This window comes from Devosia sp. XGJD_8 (genome assembly GCF_046614475.1).
Lineage (GTDB): Bacteria > Pseudomonadota > Alphaproteobacteria > Rhizobiales > Devosiaceae > Devosia.
This window is the reverse complement of record NZ_JBKJHF010000002.1, coordinates 579,630-594,678: the sequence shown is the minus strand read 5'-3', so window position 1 is coordinate 594,678 and position 15,049 is coordinate 579,630. Positions and strand designations below refer to the sequence as shown.

Annotated in this window: 17 protein-coding genes and 1 riboswitch; of the genes, 9 read left to right on the top strand and 8 right to left on the bottom strand. The window is 63.4% G+C overall.

Translation table 11 applies throughout. The annotated features are described in order from the left end of the window. The first annotated feature begins 62 nt into the window (after window positions 1-62). Window positions 63-986 carry a PRC-barrel domain-containing protein gene (locus ACLI1C_RS18395; protein WP_411399002.1) on the top strand — a complete coding sequence of 308 codons (924 nt, stop codon included), beginning with the start codon at window positions 63-65 and terminating at the stop codon, window positions 984-986. Window positions 987-1,068: 82 nt separating this feature from the next. Here ACLI1C_RS18395 and fliJ read toward each other — a convergent pair whose 3' ends face one another. Together fliJ and fliI are read right to left on the bottom strand one after the other, a co-directional pair. Further along, the gene (gene fliJ / locus ACLI1C_RS18390; RefSeq protein ID WP_411399001.1) at window positions 1,069-1,482 is read right to left on the bottom strand and encodes a flagellar export protein FliJ; all 414 of its coding nucleotides are present in this window, start codon (window positions 1,480-1,482) and stop codon (window positions 1,069-1,071) included. 52 nt (window positions 1,483-1,534) lie between these two features. Beyond that, entirely contained in the window at window positions 1,535-2,863 is a 1,329-nt protein-coding gene (gene fliI, locus ACLI1C_RS18385; RefSeq protein WP_411399000.1) for a flagellar protein export ATPase FliI, read from the bottom strand. Between the two features lie 435 nt (window positions 2,864-3,298). Between fliI and ctrA the strand changes: the two genes are divergently transcribed. The 3 genes from ctrA (at window position 3,299) to ACLI1C_RS18370 (ending at window position 6,409) form a co-directional block, all read left to right on the top strand. Continuing rightward, a complete protein-coding gene (gene ctrA, locus ACLI1C_RS18380; protein ID WP_332687627.1) occupies window positions 3,299-4,006 on the top strand; it encodes a response regulator transcription factor CtrA in 708 nt (235 codons plus the stop codon). Between the two features lie 178 nt (window positions 4,007-4,184). After that, a complete protein-coding gene (locus ACLI1C_RS18375) occupies window positions 4,185-5,051 on the top strand; it encodes an alpha/beta fold hydrolase (protein ID WP_411398999.1) in 867 nt (288 codons plus the stop codon). An 86-nt stretch (window positions 5,052-5,137) separates the two neighbouring features. Continuing rightward, window positions 5,138-6,409, top strand: coding sequence for an RNA polymerase sigma factor (locus ACLI1C_RS18370; RefSeq protein WP_411398998.1), 1,272 nt, complete (start codon window positions 5,138-5,140; stop codon window positions 6,407-6,409). Here ACLI1C_RS18370 and ACLI1C_RS18365 read toward each other — a convergent pair. The 4 genes from ACLI1C_RS18365 to ACLI1C_RS18350 all read right to left on the bottom strand — a co-directional run bounded on the left by ACLI1C_RS18365 (window position 6,406) and on the right by ACLI1C_RS18350 (window position 8,280). After that, complete coding sequence (locus ACLI1C_RS18365) at window positions 6,406-6,549, bottom strand: DUF2256 domain-containing protein (RefSeq protein ID WP_411398997.1); 144 nt, start codon at window positions 6,547-6,549, stop codon at window positions 6,406-6,408. The two genes, ACLI1C_RS18370 and ACLI1C_RS18365, sit on opposite strands and share 4 nt — an antisense overlap. Before the next feature lie 40 nt (window positions 6,550-6,589). Then, window positions 6,590-6,958, bottom strand: coding sequence for a response regulator (locus tag ACLI1C_RS18360; RefSeq protein ID WP_411398996.1), 369 nt, complete (start codon window positions 6,956-6,958; stop codon window positions 6,590-6,592). A gap of 78 nt (window positions 6,959-7,036) precedes the next feature. Further along, window positions 7,037-7,714, bottom strand: a complete 678-nt coding sequence (gene chpT / locus ACLI1C_RS18355; RefSeq protein ID WP_411398995.1) for a histidine phosphotransferase ChpT — start codon at window positions 7,712-7,714, stop codon at window positions 7,037-7,039. Between the two features lie 98 nt (window positions 7,715-7,812). Continuing rightward, window positions 7,813-8,280: a YHS domain-containing (seleno)protein gene (locus ACLI1C_RS18350; RefSeq protein ID WP_411398994.1), complete on the bottom strand. Its 468-nt coding sequence runs from the start codon at window positions 8,278-8,280 to the stop codon at window positions 7,813-7,815. A 137-nt stretch (window positions 8,281-8,417) separates the two neighbouring features. Here ACLI1C_RS18350 and ACLI1C_RS18345 point away from each other — a divergent pair, with 137 nt between their 5' ends. Both ACLI1C_RS18345 and ACLI1C_RS18340 read left to right on the top strand, forming a co-directional pair. Continuing rightward, window positions 8,418-8,987 carry a DUF1134 domain-containing protein gene (locus ACLI1C_RS18345; protein ID WP_411398993.1) on the top strand — a complete coding sequence of 190 codons (570 nt, stop codon included), beginning with the start codon at window positions 8,418-8,420 and terminating at the stop codon, window positions 8,985-8,987. A 191-nt stretch (window positions 8,988-9,178) separates the two neighbouring features. Next, window positions 9,179-10,126 (top strand): hypothetical protein, encoded by a 948-nt coding sequence (locus ACLI1C_RS18340; protein ID WP_411398992.1) that lies wholly within the window; start codon window positions 9,179-9,181, stop codon window positions 10,124-10,126. A 28-nt stretch (window positions 10,127-10,154) separates the two neighbouring features. Here the strand turns inward: ACLI1C_RS18340 and ACLI1C_RS18335 are convergent, their stop codons facing one another. Beyond that, entirely contained in the window at window positions 10,155-10,505 is a 351-nt protein-coding gene (locus ACLI1C_RS18335; RefSeq protein ID WP_411398991.1) for a DUF6476 family protein, read from the bottom strand. On the opposite strand from ACLI1C_RS18335, the gene ACLI1C_RS18330 reads away from it, so the two are divergent. Then, the gene (locus ACLI1C_RS18330; protein ID WP_411398990.1) at window positions 10,504-11,532 is read left to right on the top strand and encodes an RluA family pseudouridine synthase; all 1,029 of its coding nucleotides are present in this window, start codon (window positions 10,504-10,506) and stop codon (window positions 11,530-11,532) included. The two genes, ACLI1C_RS18335 and ACLI1C_RS18330, sit on opposite strands and share 2 nt — an antisense overlap. Before the next feature lie 207 nt (window positions 11,533-11,739). Beyond that, the gene (rpoH, locus tag ACLI1C_RS18325) at window positions 11,740-12,609 is read left to right on the top strand and encodes an RNA polymerase sigma factor RpoH (protein ID WP_411398989.1); all 870 of its coding nucleotides are present in this window, start codon (window positions 11,740-11,742) and stop codon (window positions 12,607-12,609) included. Window positions 12,610-13,133: 524 nt separating this feature from the next. Here rpoH and ACLI1C_RS18320 read toward each other — a convergent pair. Next, window positions 13,134-13,796, bottom strand: a complete 663-nt coding sequence (locus tag ACLI1C_RS18320) for a thiamine diphosphokinase (RefSeq protein ID WP_411398988.1) — start codon at window positions 13,794-13,796, stop codon at window positions 13,134-13,136. A gap of 62 nt (window positions 13,797-13,858) precedes the next feature. Then, a riboswitch (TPP riboswitch) is annotated at window positions 13,859-13,957 on the top strand. Window positions 13,958-14,025: 68 nt separating this feature from the next. Here ACLI1C_RS18320 and thiB point away from each other — a divergent pair. Next, a complete protein-coding gene (thiB, locus tag ACLI1C_RS18315; RefSeq protein ID WP_411398987.1) occupies window positions 14,026-15,033 on the top strand; it encodes a thiamine ABC transporter substrate binding subunit in 1,008 nt (335 codons plus the stop codon). The last annotated feature ends 16 nt before the right edge of the window (window positions 15,034-15,049 follow it).

The window sequence follows — 15,049 nt, the reverse complement described above, 5'->3', positions numbered from 1 at the left end:
TCGCGGATTATCCACGAAGGGCCGGCCCTCGGGCCGGCCCTTTTGCGTCATAGGAGACTGCCATGCTGCGCCCGCTCATCACCGCCTCTGCCCTTGCTTTGCTTCTGGCCGCACCGGCCCTGGGCCAGGCCCCGGCCGCCAGCGCGCCAAGTGAGTTGGAGCAAAGCGGCCTGACTCCGCCCACCGTCCTCTCCGAAGGCTATGCCACCGGTGGCGAGGATGTGCTGGTCACCCAGCTCCTGGGCGAAACGGTTTTCTCCGCGCTCGACGATACGGCCGAGGAAATCGGCACCATCACCGATATGGTCGTGACCTCCGGCCAGGGCATATCCGCCGTGGTCATCAGTGTCGGCGGCTTTCTCGGCGTCGGCGAAAAGGATGTTGCCGTCGATTTCGCGCAGCTCTCCTGGCTGCGCCGCGATGACGGCTCGCGCCGCTGGGTGCTCGAAACCACCGTCGAGACCCTGACCGATGCGCCCGCCTTCATCTGGTCCGACAGCGAACTGGTTACCGGCGACCCGGCCCTCACCACCCAGCAGGAAGAAGACCAGCTGGTCGAGTTCGATCCCAATGCCGCCCCGGTCGATCCCGACCTCACCACCGACCAGCCCGGCCGCCAGACCATCAGCACGCCGGTCGATCGCTCCGGCTTCACCGAGTTCGACGAAACGGGCCTGGCCGCCGACGAACTGCGCGGCATCGGCGTCTACGGCATCAATGACGAGCAGATCGGCACGATCGGCGACATCGTCATCACCCCCGATGGCAGCTTCGACGCGGTGATCGTCGATGTCGGCGGCTTCCTGGGCCTTGGCGCCAAGCCGGTCGCCGTCGGCTACGACAACCTGATCTTCTCCACCGACACCCTCGGCAACCGCTACCTGTTCCTCAACGCCAGCCGCGAACAACTCGAAAACCAGCCCGCCTACGACCCGGCCACCTACAACGCCGAACGCGAAGCCCAGCGCATGGTGATCACGCCCTGATCAGAGGGCAGGCTTGCCTGAATCCGCGCAAACAAAAAGGCCCGCCAAGGCGAGCCCTTTTCGTCTCGGCTGACGCTTGATCTTACTGCCCGCGGAACCGCAGCCGGCCGATCTCGTCATATTCGCTCTGTTCCACCTTGAGCTGTTCGGCGGCTTCGCGCTGATGCTCGCGCTGGTCCAGCAGCTCGACCTTCTTGAGGTCTTCGATGGCCTCGGCCAGTCCATCCTGGGCCGCTTCGAGCTTGCCCTTCATGTCATTGGCTGAATTGAGCAGGTTGTCGCGGCGGGTCATCGCCGCCTTGGCAAAGGTCGAATAGGCGAAGTGGGCCACATCGGAAATGCCGGTCTTGGTCTGCTCGATTTCGATCTGCTGATCGAGTTCGGACGCCATGCGCTCGAAATCGCTGATCATCATCTCGATCTGCGCGACCTGACGGCGCTTCTCGTCCACCTGGAACTTCTTGAGCCGAATGAGGCTCTCGCTGCGCGATTTCAAGACCTGTACTCCTTACACACCAAGTCAGTTCCGGGGCCTGAACAGCGCCCCATCAGCCTGCCGCGCCCGCCTCGTCCACCACCGCCTTGAGCATTTTATAGCCCTCGGCAATCGTCGTCGTCTCTTCCCGCTCCTGGCTCAGAAAAGCCTCCAGCGCGGGATAGATGGCGATCGCGCGGTCCACTTTCGGATCTGACCCTTTCCGGTATGCCCCAAGCCGGATCAGTTCCTCCATGTCGGAATAGATCGACATGAGCTCGCGCGCCTTGGCCAGAACCGGTCTGAAATCGACCGGGACACACCCTGGCATGGTGCGCGATATGGACCGGAGCACGTTCACCGCCGGGTATCGTCCCCGCTCGGCAATTCCGCGCTCCATTACGATGTGCCCATCAAGAATGCCGCGCACGGCATCCGCAATGGGCTCATTGTGATCATCACCTTCAACTAAAACGGTAAATAGACCGGTAACGGAGCCCGTTGTCGGCGTACCCGGCCCCGCGCGTTCCAGCAGGCGTGGCAATTCGGTGAAAACCGTCGGTGGATAACCCTTGGCCGTCGGCGGCTCGCCCACCGCCAGCCCGATCTCGCGCTGCGCCATGGCAAAGCGGGTGAGGCTGTCCATCATGCACAGCACGCGCTTGCCCTGGTCGCGGAAATATTCGCTCAGCGCCAGGCTCATATAGGCCGCCTGCCGCCGCATCAGCGCCGCCTCGTCGCTGGTGGCCACCACCACCACGGCGCGCGCCAGGCCCTCTTCACCCAGATATTCCTGGATGAACTCGTGCACCTCACGGCCACGCTCGCCGATCAGCCCGATCACCGACACGTCGACATCGGTATTGCGTGCCAGCATCGACATCAGCACCGACTTGCCAACGCCAGAGCCGGCAAAGATGCCCATGCGCTGGCCCTCGCAAAGCGTCGTGAACGTATTCAGGCAGCGCACGCCCAGATTCAGCGGATCGCCCACGCGCACGCGATCATGCGCCAGCAGCGGGTCCTGCCGGAGCGGAAAGGCCTTGGCGCCGCGCGGCAGCGGGCCCTTGCCGTCGATCGGCTCGCCATTGGCATTGACCACCCGGCCGAGCCAGCCCTCCGAGGGGAACACCGCCCCGTCATGGCGCTGGAATACCGCCTTGCAGCCCAGCCGCACCCCGCTCAACTGCCCGAACGGCAGGCACAGCGCATGGCCGTCCTTGAAGCCGATGATTTCCGCGGCCAGGAATTCGCCATTGACCGTTTCGATCTGCACGCGGCCGCCCACGCGCAATTCGCGCACCGGCCCGACGATTTCGATCAGCAGGCCCTGCACCGATTTGACGCGGCCGAACACCTCGATGTCGTCGATCGCCTCTATGGCAGAGATCAGCGCCTTCATGCTCGTTCATTACCCGTTCATAGCGGTGACCGAATTATGGTTTCCGCGCCCGTCGAATCGTAACTAACCTCGAATCAGACAGTAACCGAACATTAAGCAAATGGCGCTATTTCAAGCGTTGGACCGCTCCGTCCGTGCTCCGGCACCGACCTTGGCCAAACCCCCGTCACAGTCCTGATTGCACGAGTCAAGTGAGTCGCTTAGAACGGCTACTTAAACCATTTTCTTAAGAAAAATGGATAAGATTAACCCTTATATTTCAATGAGTTAGACTTAATTTATCCTAACGTCGTTTGCGTATTGCCCAACCGAATTAAACTTTGTTAACTATTGGGGGTTAGGGTTCAGTCATATCCAGTAGGGTTGGAGTGAGGCGGCGTCCTGGTCGCTCTGCCTCACGGGTTCCAGCAGGAACGAAATGGCAAGGGGAATATAATGCGGGTACTCCTTATTGAGGACGACAGCGCTACGGCGCAGAGCATCGAACTGATGCTGAAGTCCGAAAGTTTCAACGTCTACACCACCGATCTCGGTGAAGAAGGCGTCGATCTCGGCAAGCTTTATGACTACGATATTATTCTGCTGGACTTGAACCTGCCCGATATGAGCGGTTACGAAGTCTTGCGGACATTGCGCGTCGCCAAGGTGCAGACGCCAATTCTGATCCTGTCCGGCCTGGCCGGCATCGAAGACAAGGTTCGTGGTCTCGGCTTCGGCGCCGACGACTACATGACCAAGCCCTTCCACAAGGACGAACTCGTGGCCCGCATCCACGCCATCGTCCGCCGCTCCAAAGGCCACGCCCAGTCGGTCATCCAGACCGGCGACCTGACGGTCAACCTCGACACCAAGACGGTCGAAGTGATGACCCAGCGCGTCCACCTGACGGGCAAGGAATACCAGATGCTCGAGCTGCTCTCCCTCCGCAAGGGGACCACGCTCACCAAGGAAATGTTCCTCAACCACCTCTATGGCGGCATGGACGAACCCGAACTCAAGATCATCGACGTGTTCATCTGCAAGCTGCGCAAGAAGCTTTCCGTTGCGACCGGCGGCAAGAACTACATCGAGACCGTCTGGGGCCGCGGCTATGTGCTGCGCGAGCCCGATGACGTCGAAGGCTATTCCGAGAACGTCGCTTAAGACAATTCTCCTCCCTCCTGCCCCGTGCGACACCCGTCGCGCGGGGCTTTTTTGTTTGCGCCGTCAACAGGATGAGTGCGCGATGCGCCAAATTGGCGGACGCCTGTCGAAATGTCCCCCACCCGCTCGTCGTCCCCGCAGAAGCGCCACTGCTGGCGCACCAACAGGGAGACGCTCAATGTTCCGCACCGCCATCACCCTCGCCGCCACGCTGCTGACCACCGCCGCCTTCGCCCAGCCCGCGCCCACAGCCGCCACAGTCGAGGTCAACGGCATGCAGCTATATTATGAGGTTTCGGGCCAGGGCGATCCGCTGATCGTGCTGCACGGCGCCTATATGAACATCCCCACCATGGGCGGGATCATCCCGAAGCTGGCCGAGACCCACACCGTCTATGCGCTGGAATTCCAGGGGCACGGCCGCACCACCGACATCGACCGCCCCATCACCTATCCCGCCCTTGCCAATGACGTGGCTGCCTTCATGGACACGGTCGGCATCGATAAGGCCGATATCTTCGGCTATTCCATGGGCGCCGCCGCCGGTCTGCGTCTCGCCATCGACCACCCCGAAAAGGTCGATCAGCTTGTGGCCGCTTCCGTGTCCTATGATGCGTCGGGCTGGCAGCCCGCTTTCGTCGAATTCATCCCCCAGATGGTGCCCGAGCTCTTCATCGGCACGCCCATGGAAGAGGAATGGAAGAAGCTGGCGCCCAATCCGGACCGCTTCCGCGATGTGGTCGAAAAGCTCATCGCCCTCGAGCACGAACCCATGGCCTGGGAAGAGGAGGTCAGGCAGCTCAAGACGCCCATCCTCATCATTGCCGGTGATGCCGACGTCACCACGCTCGAGCACAATGTCGCACTGTTCCGCCTGCTCGGCGGCGGCGGCATGGGCGACATGGGCGCGCCACTGCCTGCTTCGCGCCTGGCCGTGCTGCCGGCGACCTCGCATACGGCCGTCATCAACCAGACCGACCTCCTTTACGGCTTCATCGAACCATTCCTGCAGGGCGAAACCCCTGCCGGCTTCATGGGCCAATAGAGGTGTCGGCGAAGGTCGGCGTGTCCTCTAGCCGTCCTTCACGAAGCGGTTGCGGGTGGACGCCGATACTGGTTTCATCCGCAACCATGCAGACCGAGTCCGACACCCACCGCGCCATCAACACGGTCTGGAAGATCGAGCAGCCCCGCCTGATCGCCAGCCTGACCCGCATGGTCCGCGACATTTCCCTGGCCGAGGAACTGGCGCAGGATGCTCTCCTGGTCGCCCTCAAGGCTTGGCCGCAATCGGGCGTGCCCAACAATCCCGGCGCCTGGCTGATGCAGACGGCCAAGCGCCGCGCCATCGATTATTTCCGCCATCGCAAGATGGCCGCGACCAAGCTCGAGGAAGTCGGCCGCATCATCGAGGATTACGCGCCCGACCATGAGGCCGAGCTGGTCGAGGCGCTGGACGACGATGTCGGCGATGACCTGCTGCGCCTCATCTTTACCTCCTGCCACCCCATCCTGCCCGCCGAGTCCCGCGTGGCCCTGACCCTTCGCCTGCTGGGTGGCCTCACCACCGAGGAAATCGCCCGCGCCTTCCTCGCCGCCGAGCCCACCATCGGCCAGCGCATCGTCCGCGCCAAAAAGACCATTGCCGAAGCCGGCATTCCCTTCGAGGTGCCGCGCGGCGAGGAGCGCGCCGAACGCCTCGGCTCGGTGCTGGGTGTGCTCTATCTCATCTTCAACGAGGGCTATTCGGCCACCGCGGGCGAGGACTGGATGCGGCCCCAGCTCTGTGCCGAAGCCATGCGTCTCGGCCGCATCCTCGCCCGCCTTTCGCCCGACGATTCCGAGGTCCACGCGCTGGTGGCGCTGATGGAGATCCAGGCCTCGCGCACCGATGCCCGCACCGATGCGCAGGGCGAGCCGGTGCTCCTCCTCGATCAGGACCGCTCCCGCTGGGATCAGTTGCTGATCCGCCGGGGCCTTGCCGCGCTGGATCGAGCCATCGAACTGGGTGGCGCCAACGCCCCCTATGCGCTGCAGGCATCCATTGCCGCCTGCCATGCCCGTGCCCGCAAGGCGGCCGATACCGACTGGGCCCGCATCGCCGCCCTCTATGCCATCCTCGCCCGGCTGACCCCGTCGCCGGTGATCGAGCTCAACCGGGCCGTGGCCATTTCCATGGCCGAGGGTCCCGCCGCGGCATTGCAGCTGATCGATACCATCAAGGACAGTCCGGCGCTCAAGAGCTACCACCTGCTCTATGGCGTGCGCGGCGACATGCTGAGCAAGCTGGGCCGCCACACCGAGGCCACCCTGGAATTCCGCAAGGCCGCCGAACTCACCCGCAACACTCGCGAGAAAGCCTACCTGCTGGGGCGGGCCGGCCTCAACGGCGGCGAGCCCTAGGACTTTTCCTTGGCCGTCCGGCGGCACCGCTCCGAGCAATATTTGATCTCATCCCAGGCCCGCGCCCACTTCTTGCGCCAGTCAAAGGGGCGCCCGCAGCTGGCGCAGATCTTGCTGGGGAGGGTGGGCTTCTTGTGCATGTGACCTTGGCTTCCAGCACAAGTGCATAGCCGCAAATGGCTATGCAGCCTCGCTGCGCATCTCGAACTTGGATTCGAGCACGCTGCGGTCGAACGGCTTCATCATATAGTCGCTGGCGCCGGCCTTGAGCGCCATGGCGATGGCGCCGATGTCATTCTCGACCGTGCAATAGACGATATGCGGCTTGTCGCCGCCGACATAGGCCCGCAGCAGCTTGAGAAATTCGAGTCCGCTCATGATCGGCATGTTCCAGTCGAGCAGGATGGCATCCGGCATCTCCTGGCGGCACTTGTCAAAAGCGTCCTGCCCGTCCTCGGCTTCCTCGACGATATAGTCCATGTCCTCGAGTATACGTCGCGCCACTTTGCGCACGACGCTCGAGTCATCGACGATCAGGCAGGACTTCATGCCGGGGGGCTCCGCAGAGGCTAACGCTGCAGTCGATTATGAATGTCACATCCTACAGATTGGTTAGCAAAGTCCTGACTATTCTGCCGCGGGCTGCTCGCTCTTGGGCGTGGCGGTGAAAAAGAACTTGTCGTCTTCCAGCCCGATCTTGATGTCCATGTCGGTCATGCGCGCCAGTATGCCCGTATAGAACGGCTGGATGCCCCGCGCATCGACAAACCCCTCGTCGGGCGTGCCCGCCAGCAGGCCCGCGCAACCCGATGGCACCAGCGTCTTCTGCCGCTTTTCCGGATCGCTCTTGGAGGTGAATTCGAACCGCTCATTGCCTGCATCACCCAGGATCGCGGCCGTCACCTGCCCGCCGCGCGGCACCGACATGGCGGCGATCAGCAGCATGTTCATGAACAGCTTGGCCTTGTGCTTGGGCAGAAGGATCAGCGGCACGTTCCATTCCAGGTCGGCCTTTTCGATCTCGAACAGGATCCGCGCCACCCGCTCGCATTCGCGCGTGTCGATATCGGTGCCCGAGGTCGAGGATGCGCCATAGGCCAGGCGCGCGAATTCCAGCTTGGCGCGGCTCTGCTTGGCAGCGCTGGCAATAAGGTCGCGCGCGCCCTCCGCCATTTCGGTCTGGTTGGGGTCGGCCAGCACTTCGAGCCCGTTGCCGATCGCGCCGATGGGGTTGATCAGGTCATGGCAGACGCGGCTGCACAGCATGGCCGCCAGGTCGGTTGCCTTGAGCTCGATGATGTCCATCTGGGCAGTCTCCGTAAGAATCAGTTTTGCCGACATTAGAGGGTGATCCGCCAAAGTGGACAGATGTTTTGCGCCCCCGATCGCGTTGCGGGTGGATTTCAGTTGATGGACAGGCCCTTGGAGAGTTCGGGCCAGCGCGCCTCGGCCTCCCGCGCCGCCTCGTCCGGGGCCAGCAGGAAGGCCTCCCGGTTGGCAGCCGAATAGAAGAGATAGAGCCGCTGCTTGAACACGGTGTAGATGGTGGGATTGCTGTCCGAGACATAGCCCCGCGCAATCCCCATCGCCCCGTGCCCCCCAAACTGCGGCGCATAGATTTCCGGCGCACCCTCGAAGATGTCGCGATTGGCCGCGGTGGCAAAATGCCAGGGCACCTTGTTCCAGATATACTCGAAATCGGCCCGCCCCGGCAGCGGCTCGGCCTCGGTGAAATAGCTCACCGGATCCCAGCCATAGATGCCCACCCCGGTCAGCGGATCGGTCACGATCAGCGTCACCACCGACTGTGCGCGCACCCCCGGAATGGCAAGCGAAACCATGCCCAATAGCGGCAAAACAAAGGCAAGCATGGTTAAGATTTGTTTAGAGGTTTGCTTCATCATCGACCCAATGATCGGCACGCTGGCGACCAAATGTCCGCCACAAAGGTACGGTTGAAGCCTTAACGACTTCGTAACCGCCGGCCTGCCCTCCCTGGGAGACTTCGATGTTCAAGCGCCTTGCCCTTCTCCTCGCTCTCGTGATCGCAATGGCGGCGCCCGCACCGGTGGCATTCGCCCAGGGATCGCTCAGCGACACCTATTCCGGCGACGACCTGGTCGATAACGGCAAGGCCTTTTTCGGCTCGACCTCGCAGGGCCTCGCCTCGCTGGTCGAGCGGGCCGTCAGCCAGTTCGGCCTGCCCAATGGCTATATTCTCGGCGAAGATGCCGGCGGCGCCCTCTTTGCCGGCGCCCGCTATGGCGAGGGCGTGCTCTATACCCGCAATGCGGGCGAGTTCAGCGTCTTCTGGCAGGGCCCCTCGATCGGCTTCGATATTGGCGGCGACGGCTCCAAGGTCATGGTCCTGGTCTACAATCTCAACCAGATCCAGGACGTGCTGGGTCGCTTTGCCGGCGTCGATGGCTCGGCCTATGTGCTGGGCGGCTTCGGCATGACGGTGCTCAAGCGCTCCAACGTCGTCATGGTCCCCATCCGCTCCGGCGTCGGCGCCCGCCTCGGCCTCAATATCGGCTACCTCAAGTTCACCAACGAACCCACCTGGAACCCCTTCTGATCCAGCCGCAAACGCGCGGCTGCAGCTGGCAGCAGGCCTGATCACGCTTGTGCAAGCGCCCCAGTCTGGCCCGTGACGGAACGCTCGCGACCCGTTAGGGTTAGTCACTGGCAAATGTGGCATCAGCCGCGCTGAGCTGTCAGAATGCAATTGCTCGTATCGCGTGCTGATGCGGTGCCGGAGTTTGGCCGATGGTCATCGAGAACATCCTCTATTTCGCGCTGGGCCTGCTCGTGGCCGGCCTGGTCTCGCTGATCATCCTGCCGGCGGTGTGGAAGCGCGCCGTGCGTCTCACCAAGCGCCGCATAGAGGCTGCCACCCCCATCACAATGGCCGAGTTCCGCGCTGACAAGGATCAGCTCCGGGCCGAATTCGCGCTGTCGACCCGCCGGCTGGAGGTCCATGTCGAGACCCTGCGCCAGCGCCTTGCCGAACAGCTTGGCGAGGTCAATCAGGCGCGCAGCGATCTCGGCCTGCTCAAGGCCGAGCGCGAAAAGAACGCGGCCATCATCAGCGAGCTCGAGGCGCGCGAGGCCGAGCTGCGTACCCGCCTGGCCGAACTCGAGCGCGAGGGCACCGATCTGGCGCAGCGGCTGCGCATGCGCGACCGCGAATTCGAGGCTCGCAATGAGGAGCTGGAAAAGCTCCGCGACGCTCTGGCCGGTCGCACCGACGAGAAGGTGGCCGATGCCGAAAACCTGGTCATTGCCGAAGCCCGCATTGCCAGCGCCGAGAACCGCCTCAATGCCCTGCTGGCCGAAACCAGCCCTGTAGTGGACGCGGCCGACCAGTCCCTGGCCGATCGTCTCAACCTGGAAGACGACGTCGAGACGCTCCGCAAGCAGGTGCTGGACGTCGAAAATACCATCCTGTCCGATTGGGACACCGAGCGGGTCGACGAAACCGCGCTGCGCGAAAAGCTCAACGACATTGCCGCAAATGTCAGCCGGCTCGTCTACGCGGTCGATACCGAAACCCCGGCGCCCAGCGCCGAGCCGGAAAGCCTCTTTGATCGCGTGCAACGCTTCGCCGCCGATGACGAGGCCAGCGACGCCCTCCCCATCGATCCGCCACCCCGCGACCGCCGCGCCTCGGTTTCCGACCGCATGACGGCTCTGCGCGAGATTCAGAGCCGCTAGCCCTCCCAGTAGAGGAGGCCGGGTGGGGCTACTGCCCGATCACCACTTGCCGCGTCATCTCGCCCGTCGTCTGGTCGAACAGCGCCAGCGTGGTAACGCCGTCCAGCACATAGGTGACATTGATCGCCCCCTCGCTGAGTTGCGCCGAGACCACTTCGGCCCCGGCGGGCAGCGCAACCGCCTCCGCCACCACTGGCGGCGGGGCGTCGCGCATCACGCGATAGACAAGGGCGATGCCAATCGCCATAAAGCCCAGCAACAGGATGCCGATCGATATCCCGAACGACCGGCGCGCCTTGCTGAACATGGCCAGCGCCTCGGGGGACAGCGGGGCATCCGCCTTGGGGCCGTCTGGCCCAGTCTCGTAAGGATCGCTCATGGCCGAAAATACCGCTGAAGAGTTTGAGGGCGACGAAGTCGAGGTCGTTGTCGATGCCGACATGGCCGGCGGCAGGCTGGATGCCTCGCTGGCCAAGGTGCACACCGTGCTCAGCCGCAACCGCATCAAGGATCTGATCCTGGGCGGCGCCGTCACGATAAACGGGGCAACCGTCAGCGAGCCCAAATACCGGCTTAACGCGGGCGAGACAATCGTCCTTCTTGCCCCACCCCCAGAAGACGCCGAACCGCATCCGGAGAATATCCCGCTCGACATCCTTTACGAGGATGACCAGCTCATCGTCATCAACAAGCCCGTCGGCATGGTGGTCCACCCCGCTCCCGGTTCGCCAGATGGCACGCTGGTCAATGCTCTGCTCTTCCATTGTGGCGATAGCCTGCAGGGCATTGGCGGCGTCAAGCGCCCCGGCATAGTGCACCGGCTCGATCGCGACACGTCCGGCGTCATGGTAGCGGCCAAGACCGAGCGGGCGCATCGGCACCTGTCCGACCAGTTCGCCGACCACGGCCGCACCGGGCCGCTGCACCGCGCCTATATCGCCTATGTCTGGGGCTCGACCGAAACCGCCAAGGGCACGATCGACGCTCCGCTCGGCCGCGACCAGAACAATCGCCTCAAGCAGACCGTGCGCCAGGATGGCCGCGAAGCGATCACCCACTATTTCGTCGAGGCGCGTTTTGGCGATCCGGGCTGGGACATTACCCGCGTGCAATGCCACCTTGAAACCGGCCGCACCCACCAGATCCGCGTCCACATGGCCCATATCGGCCATCCGCTGGTGGCCGACAGCGTCTATGCCTCGGGCTATGCCACCAAGATCAACAAGCTGCCACCCGACGTTGCGGCGCCCATCCAGGCGCTCGGCCGGCAGGCCCTCCACGCCGCCGAACTGGGCTTCGAGCATCCGGTGACCAAGGAAGAACTGTTCTTCGAGGCGCCACTCCCGCCCGATCTGCAGGCGCTGGACGATGTCCTGCAGGACTATGACAAGGCCTTTGCGCGCTAGAACAGATTGAGGGCAAACTGCAATCTTCGCGCAAGGTTGGTCGCCCATAGTGCAACCCATGGGCGACAGCGACGTTTGCAAGGGTTGACCTCTTACAAAAGACAAAATGTCGCCTATATATCCATCGTAGTCTGACGATGGTCCGAAAGGGCATCGCGGACTCATGTCCGCCCGCGTCATGCGGGGGAGCCAGAAAGGGGTGCGCATATGGCCCAGACAAATCTTCCCGTCCTCTCCACCGAAGGGGGCTTGAGCCGCTATCTTCAGGAGATCCGCAAGTTTCCCATGCTGGAGCCGGATGAAGAATACATGCTGGCCAAGCGCTACAAGGAACACGCCGATCCCGGTGCCGCACAGAAGCTGATTACCAGCCACCTGCGTCTCGTGGCCAAGATCGCCATGGGCTATCGCGGCTATGGCCTGCCCATCTCCGAGGTGATTTCGGAAGGCAATGTCGGCCTGATGCATGCCGTCAAGCGCTTCGAGCCCGAAAAGGGCTTCCGCCTGGCCACCTACGCCATGTGGTGGATCCGCGCCGCCATTCAGGAATATGTCCTGCGCAGCTGGAGCCTGGTCAAGATCGGCACCACCGCCGCCCAGAAGCGTCTGTTCTTCAACCTGCGCAAGGTAAAGGGTCAGATCGCCGCGCTGGAAGACGGTGCGCTGCATCCCGACCAGATCAAGCAGATCGCCACCACCCTCAAGGTCACCGAGGACGACGTGGTGTCGATGAATGCCCGTCTCTCGGGTGACGCCTCGCTGAACTCGCCGATGCGAGCCGACGAAGGCTCGTCCGAATGGCAGGATTGGCTGGTCGACGACACCCCGAGCCAGGAAACCAGCCTGGGCGAAAGCCAGGAATTTTCCGAGCGCATGGGGCTGCTCAACAATGCCATGGACGTGCTCAACGAGCGCGAACGCGCCATCTTCCAGGCCCGCCGCCTGCAGGATAATCCCGCGACGCTCGAAGAGCTGGCCCAGCAATATGACGTCAGCCGCGAACGCATCCGCCAGATCGAGGTCCGCGCCTTCGAAAAGGTCCAGGACGCCGTCAAGGAAGCCGCCGCGGCCCACTGAGCCAGGCAAGGAATGTACAAAGGCGGGCAGCAATGCCCGCCTTTTTGTTTTGTCTGTCTAACGGACAACGCCTGCCTCAGTCGTCCTTCCCTCCCCCTTTGAGGGGAGGGGCTTGGCTCCTGGCCCCCACCCACAGATCGTCACCCTCGGGCTTGACCCGAGGGCTCTTCACTTGCCGAACGTCGTTAAGTGCAGTCCCCTCGGGTCAAGCCCGAGGGTGACGACCGTGATTGCTGGGGTGTGCGGCGGCCGGCACCAACTTATCCCCCTCGCCAAAACCCATGCCATAATCTCCCCATCACTCCGCATGGGCGGCCTGCAGGCGAACAGTGGCTGGGGTGAGCCGGGCGCGGGCTTTGCCTCTCGCGCAGGTTCGAGACCTGGCCGCAGCATGGCGAGCGATCATGCTGCGCGATAACCGGGACTGTTCCAAAAACCGGCGCCCCGAGGCGGCTAACGTCTCGTTTTTAAATTTCCAGAGGCGATAGCCGCCTCGGGGTCCGTCTCTTCAATGATAACCGCGTTCAGGCGGCGCTTTGGCACGCCTCGATCATGTCCCAGAGCCGTTCCTTGCCCAGGATCAGCAGCCAGGGCGTCTCATCCTCCGGCACGATCTCGATGCGCCCACCTGTCCCCTCATTGGAGGTCCCGATCAGCCCGCCGGGCTCCAGCATCAGCCCATCCATCGGATAGAACAGCCCCCTCGATCGCATGAAGCGGATTGGCAGCAGCGGATGGATCGATACCCGCTCCCGCGCCGCTGCCTCGAAGGCGATCGGCCCCACCACGGCCAGGGCCACATCCACCTCGTCCACCAGCAGCAGCTTGCGGGTCGGCGCATATTCGAGCACCGCGCTCAGCGCCGCCAGCGTATGGTCGAGCCGCTTGCCGGTCATGCCCAGCGCCAGCGTCACCGGCGCCCGGGTCGAATAGAGCGACTTCTGGAAATCGGTGGTGAGCTGCTCGGCAATATGGATGACCCGGCTCCGCGCCTCCCATTCCGAGCGGTCGGCAAGCGAATCGAGGTCCCCGATGATGGCGGCTGGCAGCAGGCCCGCATCGCCGATCGCATCGGCACCGCCGTCGGCGCCCACCAGGGCGATCCCCCGCGCCGCCAGCTCCACCAGCAGGGCGGGGTCCACGGCGCCGCCGCCGACAATGGCAATGGGGCGATCGAATACGACCATCGGCGCATCCGCAGCCGGCACGGAAGTGTCTTGCACTGTCACAAAGCTCTCATTAAGTGTGAGGCGTCTCGCTGGGGTGTTCCGGAAGTCTCCGGAGCTGAGAATTACCCATTGAACCTGAACCAGGTCATGCTGGCGGAGGAAGCTCGAGATGGCAAGGGCATCTCGCCGCCCTCACCATTGACACCCCCTTCACTCATGGCCGTGACACCATTGAAGGGAATGACCCATGGTCAAATTCACCCGTCTGGCGCTTGCGGTCCTCACCGGACTGTTCGCCACGCCCACGCTCGCCGAAGAGGTGCCGATCCTCAAGATCTACACCTATGACAGCTTCGCTGCCGAATGGGGCCCCGGCCCCGGCCTCAAGGCCGGCTTCGAAGCCATCTGCGGCGGCTGCATCGTCGAGTGGGTCGCCACCGACAGCTCCATCGGCGCCCTGCGTCGCGTCCAGCTCGAGGGCGAAACGACCGAAGCCGACCTCATCGTCGGCCTCGATACAGCCATTGCCGGCGAGGCTCGCGCCACCGGCCTCTTCGCTGACCACAGCCTCGACCTTGCCGCGCTCACCCTTCCCGAGCCATGGACCGACGCGCAGTTCGTGCCCTTCGACTACGCCCATTTCGCCTTCGTCTACGACACCGACAGCGTCACCACGCCGCCCAAATCCTTCGAAGAGCTCATCGCCCTGCCCGCCGACTTCAAGATCGTGGTGCAGGACCCGCGCTCGGCCACGCCGGGCCTCGGCCTCGTTCTGTGGATCCGCGCCGCCTATGGTGACCGCGCCCCCGAAATCTGGGCCGGCCTCAAGCCGCATATCCTCACCGTCACCCGCGAATGGAGCGAGAGCTACAACCTCTTCCTCGAAGGCGAAGCCGACATGGCCCTGAGCTACTCGACCTCGCCCGCCTACCACATCAGCGCTGAAGGCGATGACACCATCCACGCTGCCCTGTTCGAAGAGGGTCATCTGGCCCAGACCGAAGTGGCCGGCATTCTCAAATCCTCCGACAAGCAGGAACTGGCCAGGGAGTTCCTCGCCTACCTCGCCTCCGCCGAGGGCCAGAAGGTGATCCCCACCACCAATTGGATGTTCCCCGTCATCGACCTGGGCGCCGACCTCGACCCGGCCTTCGCCACCCTGCCGCAGCCAGCCAGGACCCTGACGCTGACCGACGCCGAAATCGAAGCCAACAGCCAGGCCTGGATCGACGAAATGCTGGCAGCGGTCCAGTAGGCACTGAAGTGACCAC